Below are 14635 nucleotides of genomic sequence, written 5' to 3'. Positions count from 1 at the left end.
CAAGGACGCCGTCGAATACGCCGAGCTGGCCGACATGGAAGGCGATGAGGAGTCGTTGAACGACGCCCGCGCCCAGCTGAAGGCCCTGAAGGACCGCGCTGGCCGCGCCGAGCTCGAGGCTCTGCTGTCGGGCGAGGCCGATGGCAACGACGCCTATATCGAAATCAACTCCGGCGCCGGCGGCACCGAGTCTTGCGACTGGGCCGGCATCCTGCTGCGCATGTACACCCGCTGGGCCAACGCCCACGGCATGACGACCGAGCTGATCGAAGAGACCGACGGCGACCAGGCCGGCATCAAGTCGGCCACGCTGCTGGTCAAGGGCCCCAACGCCTATGGCTGGCTGAAGACCGAGGCCGGGGTGCACCGTCTGGTGCGCATCAGCCCCTACGACAGCAGCGCCCGCCGCCACACCTCGTTCGCCTCGGCCTGGGTCTATCCGGTGGTCGACGACACCATCGAGATCGAGATCAATCCTGCCGACGTGCGGACCGACACCTATCGCGCCTCGGGCGCCGGCGGTCAGCACATCAACAAGACCGACTCGGCCGTGCGCCTGACGCACATTCCGACCGGCATCGCCGTGGCCTGCCAGGCCGGCCGCTCGCAGCACCAGAACCGCGAAGAGGCCTGGAAGATGCTGCGCGCGCGCCTCTACGAGGCCGAGCTGCAAAAGCGCGAGGCCGCCCAGCAGGCGCTGGAAGACCAGAAGACCGACATCGGCTGGGGTCACCAGATCCGCAGCTACGTCCTGCAGCCCTACCAGATGGTCAAGGACCTGCGGACCAACGTCGAAACCTCCGACACCCAAGGGGTGCTGGACGGCGATCTCGACGCCTTCATGGGCGCGGCCCTGGCCCAGCGGGTCGGCGCCACGCGCGACGCGGCCGAGGCCTGATCCCGAAAAGCGAAACGCCCCGGAGCGATCCGGGGCGTTTTTCTTTGTCAGGCCTCGACCGGCGTGGCCGTGATGGCCAGGACTTCCGGCTCCGGTGTCGGTTGGATCGGCGCGGGCGGGCGTTGGAACTTCAGGCTGCGACCCTGGAAGTAGGCGCCCGATTCCATCGACAGCTGCTCGTGGGTGATGTCGCCGTCGACATAGGCGGTGCCATAGAGGCGAACCTGCTTGGCGGTGATCGTGCCGACGATGCGGCCGCGAACCTCGACGAGGTCCGCCTGGACCGCGCCCTCGACATGGCCGGTCTCGCCGACGCTGAGGCGCGCCACGCGGACGTCGCCGCGCAGAATCCCATCCAGCTGCAGCTCGCCTTCGCCCTCGATGGAGCCCTCGATCGTCAGATCGGCGGAGAGCAGCGAGGCCACCTTCGGTGTCGCGCGACGCGTGGGGTCGGCGGGGTTGCTGGACGGCAGGCTGGCCGGCGCCTCGGCGCGGCTGGCGGCCTTGGGGCCCGACTTAGCTTGTTTGCTGAACATACTCACCAGCCCTCAAGAAGCGGTTGGGGTTCTGGGCCTTGCCATTGACCCAGACTTCGTAATGCAGGTGCGGGCCGGTCGAACGGCCGGTCGAACCCATCGCGCCGACGCGCGAACCGATCGCCACCCGCTGGCCGACGCGGACGCCGATCGAGGACAGGTGGGCATAGCGGGTCTTGAAACCGCCGCCATGGTCGATCTCGACCGTGTTGCCGTAGCCGGCGCGGACGCCGGTGAACGAGACGACGCCCGGCGCGGTGGCCATGATCGGCGTGCGCATCGCGCCGGGGAAGTCGAGGCCGGAGTGGAACGCCGGGCGGTGCGTGAACGGATCAAAACGGACGCCGTAGCTGGACGACAGCGCCGGGTTGCTGGTCGGCTTGTAGAGCGGCAGCTTCTTTACCGCCGCGCCCAGGCTGCGCATATCTGACATGTCGTTGGCGGCATGCTGGATACGGCTGGCGAATTCCTCATCGACGTCGAGGACGGCAGCGAGGGCGCGCGGATCCTTGGCTTCGATCAGCGGGCCGCCCAGCGAGACGCCGCGCCCGGTGAACGAGCTGGCATCCAGACCGGCCATCCGCATCGCCAGGCGCAGCCGCTCGGCGCGGCTCTTGGCGAAGCCCTCGGCGGCGTCGATCAAGCGCTCCTGGTCCATGCGAGTCGCCTGGATGCGCTCGACTGGGCTGGCGGCCAGCAGGCGCGGCTTGGCGACCTTCAGGGCGTCGGCGGCGCCGGGCACGCCCCGGAAGTCCGAAACCAGCAAGGCGAGGGCGGCGTGACGCTTTTCGACCGAGGTCGCCAGCTCGTCGAGCGAGCCATTGGTGGCCGACAGCTGGGCCACGGCGCTGTTCAGGCGGGCCTCGCGATCGGCGTTGAGCCGCTCGTAACGAGCCCTCTGCTTGATGATCTGCTGATCGACGGAGCTGACCGACAGGGCGTTGATCAGCATGGCGGCGGTGCAGACGCCCATCCACAGCGCGCCGACCGCGACGCAGCCCGCGCCGATCAGTTGTTTGTTGGTCGACAGAACATAGCCGCGCATCTCGCCGCCAGAGCGGACGTAGACATGCCGTTCAGGGAACAGAGCTTCGAGAGATTGCCGCAGCCGCCTAAAGCGCTTGATCGCCATCGTCCCAGGAAACCCCCCGTTTCAGGTCCGGGGATATGGAACGATAAAACGCTAACGTGCAAGACTCTTCGCGCCCTCTAAAGGACGTGACTCGCGAAAAGTCATTTTGCGCTTCGATCCTTAACGTTTCCTGACCAGCAGGGCTACACGTTAACCGCGTAAGGCTCTGAAACGCCACAGGTTGAGGCCTAGATACAACACGCGCTCGACGTAAGCGTTCCCGATGGGCGCGGACTTACTTAATGGCCTTGGCCGCGTTCATGACCGCCTTGATGTGACCCGGCACCTTCACCTTGCGCCAGACCTCGCGAACGACGCCTTCGCGGTCGATCAGGAAGGTCGAACGGTCGATACCCATGTACTTGCGGCCATACATGCTTTTCTCGACCCAGGCGCCATAGGCCTCGACGATGTCGCCCATCGGGTCGGCGGCGAGCTCGATGGTCAGGTCGTGCTTGGCGCGGAACTTGGCGTGCGAGGCGACGCTGTCCTTGGAGACGCCGATGATCACCGCGCCCAGCTTCTGGAACTCCTCGACTTCCGACGAGAACTGCAGCGCTTCCGAGGTGCAGCCGGCGGTATCGTCCTTCGGATAGAAATAGAGGACGATGTTCTTGCCCTTCAGCGCCGACAGGCTGACGCGACCGGTGTCGGTCGGGAGGTCGAAATCAGGGGCCTTGTCGCCAGGTTGCAGCATCGGTCGCTTCTCCAACTAGAAAGCTGTCATCCCGGACGCGCGCAGCGCGATCCGGGACCACCGCAAGCTCATGAGTCCTTGGCGGTCCCGGCTCTCCGCTACGCTGCGGCCGGGATGACAGTCAACTAACTAAACAGGCTTCACCAACACGATCTTCTTCTTGCCGGCGGCGAGCTTGACCACGCCTTCGACGAGATCGGCCGAGGTGATCGTTCGATTGGCGTCGGCCTCGGCCCTGTCATTGACCTTCAGCCCGCGGCCCTGAGCCAGGCGACGGGCCTCGCCGCGCGAACCGGCGAGACCCGCGTCCGCGAATAGGGCCGCCAGCACGATCCCGGCCTCCAGCTCGGCCGCCGGAACCTCGAAGGTCGGCAGGTCGGCCGACAACGCCCCCTGTTCGAAGGCTTTCTCGGCCGCGTCGCGGGCCTTGCGGGCCTCTTCCTCGCCGTGGGCCATGCGGGTGGCCTCGTCGGCCAGCACCTTCTTGGCCTCGTTGATCTGGGCGCCCTCGAGGGCTTCCAGCTCGGCGATGCGGTCCAGCGGCAGGTCGGTGAACAGCTTCAGGAAGCGACCGACGTCGGCGTCCTCGGTGTTGCGCCAGAACTGCCAGTAGTCGTACGGGCTCAGCTGCTCGGCGTTCAGCCAGACCGCGCCGGCCGCCGTCTTGCCCATCTTCGCGCCCGAGGCGGTGGCCAAGAGCGGCGTGGTCAGGCCGAAGGCGCTCTTCTGGTCGACGCGGCGGGTCAGCTCGACGCCATTGAGGATGTTGCCCCACTGGTCCGAGCCGCCCATCTGCAGCACGCAGCCGTGGGCGCGGTTCAGCTCCAGGAAGTCCACCGCCTGCATCAGCATGTAGTTGAACTCGAGGAACGTCATCGGCTGCTCGCGCTCCAGGCGCAGCTTGACCGAGTCGAAGGCCAGCATCCGGTTGACGGTGAAGTGCACGCCGTACTCGCGCAGGAACTGGACGTAGCCGAACTTCGACAGCCAGGCGTCGTTGTCGACCATGATCGCGTCGGTCGGCCCGTCGCCGAATTTCAGGAACTTGGCGAAGACCTGCTTGATGCCAGCGATGTTGGCCTGGATGTCGGCGTCGCTCAGCAGCTTGCGGCTCTCGTCCTTGCCGGTGGGGTCGCCGACCTTGGTCGTGCCGCCGCCCATCAGGACGATCGGCTTGTGTCCGGCCTGCTGCAGACGGCGCAGCAGCATGATCTGGATCAGCGAGCCCACGTGCAGTGACGGCGCGGTGGCGTCGAAGCCGATGTAGGCGGTCACGATCCCGGCCGAGGCGGCCGCGTCCAGTTCCTCCGGATGGGTGATCTGGTGGATGTAGCCGCGCGCCTCCAGGGTTCGCAGGAACTCTGACTTGAAGGACGAGGCGGCGGACATGGATCGACTCTCTATTTGACTTGGCGGGCCGTCTAGCACGGCGGCGTCGGCTTGTGAGGACTTCATTTCAAGACTCCGGGAAGGGGCCGGAGCGCATGATCGACTGTTGATAAAGCGACCCCGGCGAGGCGGGGGCGTGTCTGGTCGGCCTCCCGCTATGGCAGCGGGCGGTAATAGGGGCGGGCCAGGACGAAAGCGTCGATCATGGGCCCTAGCTACCGTTTCGCGACCGTGGCAGTCAACGATCCCATGAAGATCCTGGGATTCATGACCGGCACCTCGCTGGACGCGGTCGACATGGCGGTGCTGGAAACGGACGGCCACGACATCCAAGCCTTTGGCCCGGCCGGCGAGCGCAAGCTGCGCGAAGAGACCCGGGACCTGCTCTTGGTCGCCACCGAAGTGGCTCGCGGCTGGCCGCGCGACAAGCCCGCGCCGGAGATCTTCGCTAAAGCCGCGCGCGCGGTGGCGGACGAGCACCTCCACGCCGCCGAGAGCTTCCTGGCCGAACACGGCCTGTCCTGGAGCGAGTTCGACCTTCTGGGCGTCCACGGCCAAACCGTGCTGCACGAGCGTCCGACGCCGGAGCGGATCGGCCGAACCGTGCAGTTGCTAGACGCCGAGCGAATGGCCAAGGCCAGCGGGCGGCCGGTGGCCTTCGACTTCCGCACCGCCGACGTGGCGGCCGGTGGGCAGGGCGCGCCGCTGGCCCCAATCTACCACGCCGCCCGCGCCCGAGCCTCGGGCCTCTCGGCGCCGGTGGCGGCCCTGAACATTGGCGGCGTGGCCAACATCACCCTGATCAACGACCACGACGACCTCCTGGCCTTCGACACCGGCCCGGGCAACGGCATGATCGACCTGATGCTGCAGGAGCGGGGCCTCGGCCGGTTCGACGAGAACGGCCGCCTAGCCGCCGCCGGGAAGGTCGACCCGGCGATCCTCGACGCCTTCCTGGCTAGCGACTACTTCGCGGGCCCCGCGCCCAAGTCGCTGGACCGCTATGACTTCCCGCTGGACCTGGTCGAGCCGCTGTCGGCCGAGGACGCCGCCGCCACCCTGGTCGCCTTCACGGCCGAAGCGGTGATCAAGGCCTTCGACCATGGCGCGCGGCCCAGCGCGCTGATCGTCTGCGGCGGCGGTCGCCACAATCCGCAGATCATGAAGGCCCTCGTCGAGCGCGCCCCGGTTTCGGTCAAGACCGCCGAGGACTATGGCTGGCGCGGCGACAGCATCGAGGCTGAGGCCTTCGCCTACCTGGCCGCCCGCACGGCCAAGGGCCTGCCGATTAGCTTCCCGGGGACCACGGGCGTCCCCGCGCCAATGACCGGCGGCCGGATCGTCGAACCCTGACGGTCGCCTAGACATCGCCACGATTTTGAATTGAGTTCGCCCTGAACTGAAGCCAGGGAGCGAGCATGATCGGAATTCTGGTGGCCGCTCTGCTGGGCGCGAGCGACGCGCCGCCTTTGAGCCCGCGGGCCGCGGCGCTGATCGCGCCCGTCCGGCAGGCCATCGAGGCCGAGCGTAGGGCGCAAGCCGCCTTGCCGCCGCCAGCCAGTGACTCGGAAAGGCTGGAGCGGATGGGAAGGCTTGATCAGGTCGGGCGACGGGTCCTGGTCCAGATCGACCTTTCGGTGCTGCCGCCTGAAGAGCTCAAGGTCGCGCGAAAGGCGATGTGGGCGCCGATCGAAGAGGCCGACGCGGAGAACGAGAAGGCCTTGCTGGCCATGGTTCCGCCCGAGGGCTGGTTCCTGAAGAGCCGCTATGGGGACAGGGCCGCCCAGGCAGCGTTCACGATCGTCCAGCACGCGGACCTGGCGCTATGGCGCCGGTTCGTGCCGGTGCTCGAGCCGCTGGTGGCCAGGGGCGAAGTCTCTGGGCCGAACTATGCCCTGATGTACGACCGCCTCGCGCTCAATGAGGGGCGGCCCCAGCGTTACGGCAGCCAGATGACCTGCAGGGGCGACAAGTATGTCGTCGATCGGCTGGAGGCCCCTGAAACCGTCGACGAGCGACGCAAGGCCATGGGCTTCACCCAGACGCTGGCGGAATACGAGGCCGTGTTCGCGCAATACCCGCCGTGCAACTGAGCAACGAAAAAGGCCTCCCGGGAGGGAGGCCTTTCTGACGCCCTAGATCGGATTTTCCGCCAGGCGCTTGTCGAGATAGTCGCTGACGCTCTTCTCGACGCTGGGCAGGTGCTCGGTCCAGAAGTGGCTGGCTTTGTCGATGACCTCGTAGTCGATCGTGATGCCCTTCTGGGTGCGCAGCTTGGTGACCACGCGCTCCACCTCGACCGGCGGGGTGATGGTGTCGGCCGAGCCGGTCAGGAACAGGCCCGAGGCCGGGCAGGGGGCCAGGAAGCTGAAATCGTACATGTTGGTCGGCGGCGAGACCGAGATGAAGCCGTCCGTCTCGGGGCGGCGCATCAGAAGCTGCATGCCGATATAGGCGCCAAAGTCGAAGCCGGCGACCCAGGTCTGGCTGGCGGCGGGGTTGCTGGTCTGCAGCCAGTCCAGCGCCGTCGCCGCGTCGGCCAGCTCGCCGATGCCGCTGTCGAACTCGCCCTGGCTGCGGCCCACGCCGCGGAAGTTGAAGCGCAGGGTCGCGAAACCGCGCTTCATGAACAGGTGATACAGCTGCACCGAGACCGGATGGTTCATGTGACCGCCGGCCTTGGGGTGCGGGTGCAGGATCAGGGCGATTGGCGCCGTCTCGGTCTTGCCGGGAGAATATCGACCCTCGATCCGTCCAGACGCGCCGGTCAAAATCACATCAGGCATGTCATCCCCTTCAGCTCGACAGCGATCCGATATCCGACGATTGGGTCGCCAGAATACTTGACCGCCGCGCTTGGTCTTCCTAAATCGCAGCCATCGAGCGGACCGACGGCCCGCGCGCGAAGTCGCGGCTTGTAGCACACGCAAAAGCCGATGCGCGCGGAATCTGCAAGGGGTAAGGCTGATGCGCCTGAGCACCAAAGGGCGATACGCGGTCATGGCGATGACCGACCTGGCCAAGCGCCAGGACGAAGGCGAGGGCCGCGCGGTGGCCCTGGCCGAGATCGCTGCGCGCCAACAGATCTCGCTTTCCTATCTCGAGCAGCTCTTCGCGCGCCTGCGCCGCAAGGGCCTGGTGATCAGCGCTCGGGGCCCCGGCGGCGGCTATCGCCTGGCCAAGGCCTCGGCCGAGACTTTCATCGCCGACATCGTGCTGGCGGTCGACGAGCCGCTGCGCGCCACCCGCTGCAACTTCACCAAGGGCCAGGCCAAGGGCTGCATGGCCGGCGGTGAGCGGTGCATGACGCATGATCTCTGGGAAGAGATGGGCCGGCAGATTCACGGCTATCTGGCCAGCGTGTCGGTCGCCGACGTGCTGAAGGGCGAGCTTCGCCCGGCCCGTCCGCTGGAGATCGCGGCCGAGTGAGCATTTCCCGCACATCGGTCTATCTGGACTACAATGCCACGGCGCCCCTGAGGCCGGAGGCGCGGGACGCGCTGCTGCGCGCCCTGGAGAGCCCCGCCAATCCCTCGTCGGTGCACGCCGCCGGCCGCGCCGCCCGCGACGTCGTCGAGCGCGCCCGCGCCGAGGTCGGGGCCCTCGTCGGTGTGCCGGCCGGCTCCGTCACCTTCGTCAGCGGCGGCACCGAGGCCAACGCCCTGGCCATCGAGAGCGCCAAGGCCGCCGGCGTCGAGCGCATCATCATCTCCGCGATCGAGCATGACGCCGTCGCCGAGACCGCCAAGGCCTCCGGCCTGCCAGTTGAGGTCCTGCCTGTGGACAACCGCGGCGTCGCCGATCTCGATTGGTTGGCGCAAGCGCTTGAAAAGCCGGGCAAGACCCTGGTCTGCCTGATGCTGGCCAACAACGAGACGGGCGTCATCCAGCCTGTAGATAAGGCTTCGGCCCTGGTTCGCGCCGCTGACGGTTGGCTGCATGTCGACGCTGTCCAGGCCGCCGGCAAGATCGCGATCGACTTCTCCGCTCTCGGCGCAGACACCATGGCGCTGTCCGCCCACAAGCTGGGCGGGCCGCAAGGCGTCGGCGCGCTCGTGGCCGGGACCCGCGCGACCGTCACCCGCCGCCTGCACGGCGGCGGTCAGGAGCGCGGCCGTCGGGCCGGGACCGAAAACGTCGCCGGCATCGCCGCCTTCGGCGCGGCGGCCAAGGCGGCCCAGGAAGGCCTTGCCTCGATGGCCGAACAGGCCCAATGGCGCGACGCCTTGGCCGAACGGGTCAAGGCGCAAGGCGCGGTCGTGCTGGGCGAGGGCGCTGATCGCCTTCCCCAGACGTTGTGTTTGGCGGGCGAGGGCTTTGGCTCCGAGGTCCAGGTCATGAACATGGATCTGGCCGGGGTGATGGTCAGCGCTGGCAGCGCCTGCTCGTCGGGCAAGGTCAAGGCCAGCCGCGTGGTGGAAGCCATGGGCCGCGCCGATCTCGCCCCGTTCGCCCTGCGTATCAGCGGCGGCTGGGCGAGCACGGAAGACGATTGGATCAAGTGCGGCGACGCCTGGCTCGCCGCCTGGAAGCGTATCGGCGCCCGGCGCCGGGAGGTGGCTTAGTGGCCGCGGTCAAAGAAACCGTCGAAACCGTCGCCGCGCTCGAGAAGTACGAGCACGGCTTCACGACCGAAATTGACCAGGAGTTCGCCCCGAAAGGCCTCTCCGAGGACATCGTGCGCTTCATCTCGGCCAAGAAGGACGAGCCGGAGTGGATGCTGGAGTGGCGGCTTGACGCCTATCGCCGCTGGCTGGCGATGGACGAGCCCGACTGGGCCAAGGTCAGCTATCCGCCGATCGACTACCAGGACACCTATTACTACGCCGCCCCGAAGACCAAGGAAGGCCCCAAGAGCCTGGACGAGGTCGATCCGGAGCTGCTGGCCGTCTACGAAAAGCTCGGCATCCCCTTGAAGGAGCAGGCGGTTCTGGCCGGCGTCGAGGGCGCGCCGCGCTACGCCGTCGACGCCGTGTTCGACAGCGTCAGCGTCGTTACGACGTTCAAGAAGGAGCTGGCCCAGGCCGGCGTCATCTTCTGCTCGATGAGCGAGGCGATCCGCGAGCACCCCGAACTGGTCCGCCAGTACCTGGGCAGCGTGGTGCCGACCTCGGACAACTATTTCGCCTGCCTGAACAGCGCGGTCTTCTCGGACGGCAGTTTCGTCTACGTCCCGCCGGGCGTGCGCTGCCCGATGGAGCTGTCGACCTATTTCCGGATCAACGCCAAGGATTCCGGCCAGTTCGAGCGCACCCTGATCATCGCCGACAAGGGCGCCTACGTCTCGTACCTGGAAGGCTGCACGGCCCCGATGCGCGACGAGAACCAGCTGCACGCGGCCGTGGTCGAGCTTGTCCTGCTGGACGACGCCGAGATCAAATATTCGACGGTCCAGAACTGGTACCCGGGCGATCCCGAGACCGGCAAGGGTGGCATCTACAACTTCGTGACCAAGCGCGCCGACTGTCGCGGCGACCGCTCCAAGGTGTCGTGGACCCAGGTCGAGACCGGCTCGGCCATCACCTGGAAGTATCCGTCCTGCGTGCTGCGCGGCGAGGGGAGTTCGGGCGAGTTCTACTCGATCGCCGTCACCAACGGCCACCAGCAGGCCGACACCGGCACCAAGATGATCCACCTGGGCGCCAACACCCGCTCGCGGATCGTCGCCAAGGGCATCAGCGCCGGCAAGTCGACCTCGACCTATCGCGGCCTGGTCTCGGCCCACCCCAAGGCCAAGGGCGCGCGCAACTTCACCCAGTGCGACAGCCTGCTGATCGGCAAGGACTGCGCGGCCCACACCGTGCCCTACATCGAGGCCCGCAACGGCCAGTCGGTGTTCGAGCACGAGGCCACCACCACGCGGCTGTCGGACGACCAGCTGTTCTACTGCCAGCAGCGCGGCCTGAACCAAGAGGAGGCCGTGGCCCTGCTGGTCAACGGCTTCGTCAAGGACGTGCTGCAGCAACTGCCCATGGAATTCGCCGTCGAGGCCCAGAAGCTCGTGGCGATCAGCCTGGAAGGGAGCGTGGGGTGATATCCGACGCGCCTTGGGATGGGTTTCAGCAGGTGGCGACGGCTGAAGGTGGCTGGTCGGTGCTCTACAGAGACCCTCGGGATGGGAAGCTTTGGGAACGGACCCACCCTCAAAGTGAGATGCACGGCGGCGGCCCCGCCGAGTTTGAACAGATCGCTGAAGACGAAGCTCTGAGAAAGTACGGGCGAAGCTAATGCTCTCCATCAAGAACCTTCACGCCCGCGTCGAGGATAAGCCGATCCTGAAGGGCGTCACGCTGGACGTGCCGGCCGGCGAGGTCCACGCGATCATGGGGCCGAACGGCGCTGGCAAGTCGACGCTGTCCTACGTGCTGACCGGCCGCGACGGCTATGAGGTCACGGAAGGGGCGGCGATGCTCAATGGCGAGGACGTGCTGGCCCTGGAGCCGAACGAGCGGGCGGCCAAGGGTCTGTTCCTGTCGTTCCAATATCCTTTGGAAATTCCGGGCGTTCCGGCCCTGACCTTCATCCGCACCGCGCTCAACGCCCAGCGCCGCGCGCGGGGCGAGGACGAGATCGCCGCGCCGGCCTTCCTGAAGCTGGCCAAGGAGAAGGCGGCGGCGCTGAAGATCGACTTCGAGATGCTCAAGCGCGGCCTGAACGTCGGCTTCTCGGGCGGCGAGAAGAAGCGGATGGAAATCTTCCAGATGTCCATGCTTTCGCCGAAGTTCCTCATCCTCGACGAGACCGACAGCGGCCTGGATATCGACGCCCTGAAGATCGTCTCGGAAGGCGTCAACGCCCTGCGCTCGCCCGAGCGCGGCATGCTTGTCATCACCCACTATCAGCGCCTGCTGGATCACATCAAACCCGACAAGGTCCACGTGCTGGCCGCCGGCCGCATCGTCGCCTCGGGCGGTCCGGAACTGGCCCTGCAACTGGAAGCCGAGGGCTACGACCGCATCGTGGGGGCGGCGGCTTGACCCTCGCCCTCAAGACCAGCGTTTCAACCACACTGCCATCTCGGCGAGACGAGGACTGGCGGTGGACGGATCTGCGCGGCTTGTTGCGGACGCTGCCGGCTCCGTCTCCGCGCGTCGCGGCGCCCGCGCGGTCCGGCGGCCCGTTTGCGGGTCTGGCGAAGGCCGAGTTGGTCATCGCCAACGGTCGTCACAACTGGTGGCCGGGCGAAGACAGCAAGACAGTTGAGTTCTTCGAGCATCAGTCGCCAGACAACCCCTACGTTTCTGACGACCTGCCTATGGCGGCCATGGCCGCAGAATTGGCTCTGGAGCCGCCGGTCTCGATCATCCAGTTCAACAACGACGACGCAGCGCTGCTGCGCCTAGTCACCGACGCCACGGAGACCTCTCACCACGCCCGGGTGGGCGTCGTGGTGAAGGCTGGCGTCTCGGCCACTCTGCTTGAGAGCTATGAGGGGAAGGGCTGCCGCTATCTGTCCAATACCCTGCTCGAAATCTTCGTCGAAGACGGCGCTTCGTTGGAGCGCATTGTTATCGCGGAGGACGCTGAAGACGGCGTCGGAGTCAGCACTGCAATCGTCAAGGTCGCCCCTGGCGCCAAGTTCGCCCAGACCGTCCTGACCTCCGGCGCGCGTCGCCAGCGGATCGAGACCCGCGTCCGCCACCCCGGCGCCCACGCCGAGGTCCGCCTCGACGGCGCCTATCTGCTGGACGCCCAGCGCCACGCCGACCTGACCAGCGTTGTCACCCACGGCGGGCTCGACGGCGTCACCGGTCAGCTAACCAAGGGCATGGTGACCGACCAGGCGCGCGGCGTCTTCCAGGGCCGGATCGTCGTCGAGAAGGGCGCCGACCAGACCGACGCGCGGATGGGCCACCACGCCCTGATCCTGTCCGACAAGGCCGAGATCGACGCCAAGCCCGAGCTGCTGATCTTCGCCGACGACGTCTCCTGCGCCCACGGCAACACGATCGGCGCCCTGGACGACGAGGTGCTGTTCTACGCCGAGCAGCGCGGCATTCCCGAGGCCGATGCCAAGGCCATGCTGACCGTGGCCTTTGTCGGCGAGGTGATCGAGCGGATCGAACACGAGGGCGCGCGCGCGGTCGCCGAGGCCTGGGTCGCCCGCAAGCTGGGGAGCGACGCGTGATGGCTTTCGACGCCCCCTACGACGTCGCCGCGATCCGCGCCCAGTTCCCGATCCTGGCGCGAGAAGTTCACGGCAAGCCGTTGATTTATCTCGACAGCGCCGCCAGCGCCCAGAAGCCGGATGCGGTGCTGGACGCGATGATGAGCCTGGCTCGCACATCGTACGCCAACGTCCATCGCGGCCTGCACACGCTGGCGAACGAAACGACCGAAGCCTATGAAAAGGCGCGGGAAACCGTCGCGCGCTTTATCAACGCCGAGCGCGACGAGGTCGTCTGGACCAAGAGCGCGACCGAGGCGGTGAACCTGGTCGCCAGCTCGTTCGGCCTGTCGCTGAACGCGGACGACGAGATCGTGCTCTCCGAGATGGAGCACCACGCCAACATCGTGCCGTGGCACTTCCTGCGCGAGCGCAAGGGCGTCGTCCTGAAGTTCATCCCGGTGCTGGATGACGGACGCCTCGACCTGGAGGCCTACAAGGGCCTGCTGTCCGAGAAGACCAAGATGGTCGCCGTCACCCACATGTCGAACGTGCTGGGCACGGTCAACGACGTGGCCGAGATCGTCCGCTTGGCCCACGCGGCCGGCGCGCCGGTGCTGCTGGACGGCTGCCAGGGCGTGGTCCACACCAAGGTCGATGTGAAGGCCCTGGACGTCGATTTCTACGTCTTCTCCGGCCACAAGCTGTACGGCCCGACCGGCATCGGCGTCCTCTATGGCAAGGCCGAGCGCCTGGCGGCTCTGCCGCCTTACCAGGGCGGCGGCGAGATGATCGGCGCGGTTTCGCTCGACAAGATCACCTATGCCGACCCGCCGCATCGCTTCGAGGCCGGCACGCCGGCGATTCTGGAGGCTGTCGGGCTGGGCGCGGCGATCGAGTGGCTGAACGGCCTGGATCGCGACGCGATCTTCGCCCACGAGCACGCCCTCTACGAACGGGTCGCCGAGCGGCTGCGCGGCGTCAACGGCGTGCGGATCCTGGGCGAGGCGCCCGGCAAGGGCGCGGTGCTGTCGTTCACGGTCGAGGGCGCCCACGCCCACGACATCGCCCAGGTGCTGGACCGTTACGGCGTCGCCGTTCGCGCCGGCACCCACTGCGCCGAGCCCTTGATGCGCCGTTTCGGGGTGACGTCGAGCGCCCGGGCCTCCTTCGCCCTATATAATACCGAGGCGGAAGCCGACGCGTTCGTCGACGCGCTGGCCAAGGCCCGCAGTTTCTTCAGTTGAGCCGCTTCATGACCGACGCCGCCGCCGTTCCCGAACCCGCTTCGGCCCTCTCGCAGGACGAGCTGAACCGGTTGACCGACCAGCTGATCGAGAAGCTGAAGACGGTCTACGACCCGGAAATCCCGGTCGACATCTATGAGCTGGGCCTGATCTACAAGGTCGACGTCTCGGACGACAAGGACGTGGCCATCGAGATGACCCTGACCGCCCCGGGCTGCCCGGTGGCCGGCGAGATGCCGGGCTGGGTCAAGGACGCGGTCATGGAGATCCCGGGCCTGAAGTCCTGCGCGGTCGACCTCGTCTTTGATCCGCCGTGGGATTCCTCGCGCATGAGCGACGAGGCCAAGCTGCAATTGAATATGTTCTAGTATCTTTCTTCCGATCTTCCCGGCGAATGCCGGGACCCAGATGAAACCCGAAGCCGTTCCGGATGGATCTGGACCCCGGCATTCGCCGGGGAGGTCGGAAAAGGGAGTGTTCGAGCCCATGGAACCGACAGTCGCCACCCGTCCCCGCCGCCCGCGCCCCAAGGTCGTCACCCTGACCGACGCCGCGGCCGCGCGCGTGAAGGAGATCATGGACAAGGCCGACAAGCCCTATGTCGGCCTGCGCGTCGGCGTGAAGAACGG

At 67.1% G+C, this 14635-nt stretch carries 17 protein-coding genes and 1 pseudogene; 12 read left to right on the top strand and 6 right to left on the bottom strand.

Annotation, left to right across the window (positions count from 1 at the left end; translation table 11 throughout):
- A partial coding sequence (prfB, locus tag Q0379_RS21125) for a peptide chain release factor 2 (RefSeq protein WP_299016428.1) occupies window positions 1-898 on the top strand: 898 nt, incomplete at its 5' end.
- A gap of 47 nt (window positions 899-945) precedes the next feature.
- On the opposite strand, the gene Q0379_RS21120 is transcribed toward prfB, so the two are convergent.
- From Q0379_RS21120 to Q0379_RS21100, 5 genes are all read right to left on the bottom strand, one after another.
- Entirely contained in the window at window positions 946-1434 is a 489-nt protein-coding gene (locus Q0379_RS21120; protein ID WP_299016426.1) for a polymer-forming cytoskeletal protein, read from the bottom strand.
- Window positions 1415-2566 carry a M23 family metallopeptidase gene (locus Q0379_RS21115; RefSeq protein ID WP_299016423.1) on the bottom strand — a complete coding sequence of 384 codons (1152 nt, stop codon included), beginning with the start codon at window positions 2564-2566 and terminating at the stop codon, window positions 1415-1417. The genes Q0379_RS21120 and Q0379_RS21115 overlap by 20 nt, the downstream gene beginning before the upstream one ends.
- 235 nt (window positions 2567-2801) lie before the next feature.
- The gene (locus Q0379_RS21110) at window positions 2802-3263 is read right to left on the bottom strand and encodes a peroxiredoxin (RefSeq protein WP_299016420.1); all 462 of its coding nucleotides are present in this window, start codon (window positions 3261-3263) and stop codon (window positions 2802-2804) included.
- A gap of 129 nt (window positions 3264-3392) precedes the next feature.
- Window positions 3393-4718, bottom strand: coding sequence for a tyrosine--tRNA ligase (tyrS, locus tag Q0379_RS21105; protein ID WP_299016417.1), 1326 nt, complete (start codon window positions 4716-4718; stop codon window positions 3393-3395).
- An 89-nt stretch (window positions 4719-4807) separates the two neighbouring features.
- On the bottom strand, window positions 4808-4858 hold the full coding sequence (locus Q0379_RS21100) for a hypothetical protein (RefSeq protein ID WP_024265744.1): 51 nt from the start codon (window positions 4856-4858) through the stop codon (window positions 4808-4810).
- 43 nt (window positions 4859-4901) lie between these two features.
- Here Q0379_RS21100 and Q0379_RS21095 point away from each other — a divergent pair, with 43 nt between their 5' ends.
- Complete coding sequence (locus Q0379_RS21095) at window positions 4902-6005, top strand: anhydro-N-acetylmuramic acid kinase (protein ID WP_299016414.1); 1104 nt, start codon at window positions 4902-4904, stop codon at window positions 6003-6005.
- Between the two features lie 65 nt (window positions 6006-6070).
- A complete protein-coding gene (locus Q0379_RS21090) occupies window positions 6071-6745 on the top strand; it encodes a DUF6624 domain-containing protein (RefSeq protein ID WP_299016411.1) in 675 nt (224 codons plus the stop codon).
- 42 nt (window positions 6746-6787) lie between these two features.
- On the opposite strand, the gene Q0379_RS21085 is transcribed toward Q0379_RS21090, so the two are convergent.
- Window positions 6788-7438: an alpha/beta hydrolase gene (locus Q0379_RS21085; RefSeq protein WP_062093300.1), complete on the bottom strand. Its 651-nt coding sequence runs from the start codon at window positions 7436-7438 to the stop codon at window positions 6788-6790.
- Between the two features lie 181 nt (window positions 7439-7619).
- Here Q0379_RS21085 and Q0379_RS21080 point away from each other — a divergent pair, with 181 nt between their 5' ends.
- The 9 genes and pseudogenes from Q0379_RS21080 to Q0379_RS21045 form a co-directional block, all read left to right on the top strand.
- On the top strand, window positions 7620-8081 hold the full coding sequence (locus Q0379_RS21080) for an Rrf2 family transcriptional regulator (protein WP_099535656.1): 462 nt from the start codon (window positions 7620-7622) through the stop codon (window positions 8079-8081).
- Window positions 8078-9217: a cysteine desulfurase family protein gene (locus tag Q0379_RS21075; RefSeq protein ID WP_299016395.1), complete on the top strand. Its 1140-nt coding sequence runs from the start codon at window positions 8078-8080 to the stop codon at window positions 9215-9217. The genes Q0379_RS21080 and Q0379_RS21075 overlap by 4 nt, the downstream gene beginning before the upstream one ends.
- Entirely contained in the window at window positions 9217-10686 is a 1470-nt protein-coding gene (gene sufB / locus Q0379_RS21070; RefSeq protein WP_099535654.1) for a Fe-S cluster assembly protein SufB, read from the top strand. Before Q0379_RS21075 ends, sufB begins: the two co-directional genes overlap by 1 nt.
- The gene (locus tag Q0379_RS24330; RefSeq protein ID WP_366519342.1) at window positions 10683-10880 is read left to right on the top strand and encodes an Imm27 family immunity protein; all 198 of its coding nucleotides are present in this window, start codon (window positions 10683-10685) and stop codon (window positions 10878-10880) included. The genes sufB and Q0379_RS24330 overlap by 4 nt, the downstream gene beginning before the upstream one ends.
- Window positions 10880-11629, top strand: coding sequence for a Fe-S cluster assembly ATPase SufC (gene sufC / locus Q0379_RS21065; RefSeq protein WP_299016387.1), 750 nt, complete (start codon window positions 10880-10882; stop codon window positions 11627-11629). Before Q0379_RS24330 ends, sufC begins: the two co-directional genes overlap by 1 nt.
- Window positions 11626-12780: a Fe-S cluster assembly protein SufD gene (gene sufD / locus Q0379_RS21060; RefSeq protein ID WP_366519341.1), complete on the top strand. Its 1155-nt coding sequence runs from the start codon at window positions 11626-11628 to the stop codon at window positions 12778-12780. Before sufC ends, sufD begins: the two co-directional genes overlap by 4 nt.
- A complete protein-coding gene (locus Q0379_RS21055) occupies window positions 12780-14006 on the top strand; it encodes a cysteine desulfurase (protein WP_299016384.1) in 1227 nt (408 codons plus the stop codon). Before sufD ends, Q0379_RS21055 begins: the two co-directional genes overlap by 1 nt.
- Before the next feature lie 8 nt (window positions 14007-14014).
- Window positions 14015-14374 carry an SUF system Fe-S cluster assembly protein gene (locus Q0379_RS21050; RefSeq protein WP_299016381.1) on the top strand — a complete coding sequence of 120 codons (360 nt, stop codon included), beginning with the start codon at window positions 14015-14017 and terminating at the stop codon, window positions 14372-14374.
- Window positions 14375-14492: 118 nt separating this feature from the next.
- Window positions 14493-14635: pseudogene (locus Q0379_RS21045) on the top strand (FeS assembly scaffold SufA); the annotation flags it as partial.

This window comes from uncultured Caulobacter sp. (assembly GCF_937900395.1).
In the GTDB taxonomy this organism is placed as follows: domain Bacteria; phylum Pseudomonadota; class Alphaproteobacteria; order Caulobacterales; family Caulobacteraceae; genus Caulobacter.
The sequence above is the reverse complement of the archived record's forward strand: the minus strand, read 5'-3'. Positions and strand labels throughout refer to the sequence as shown.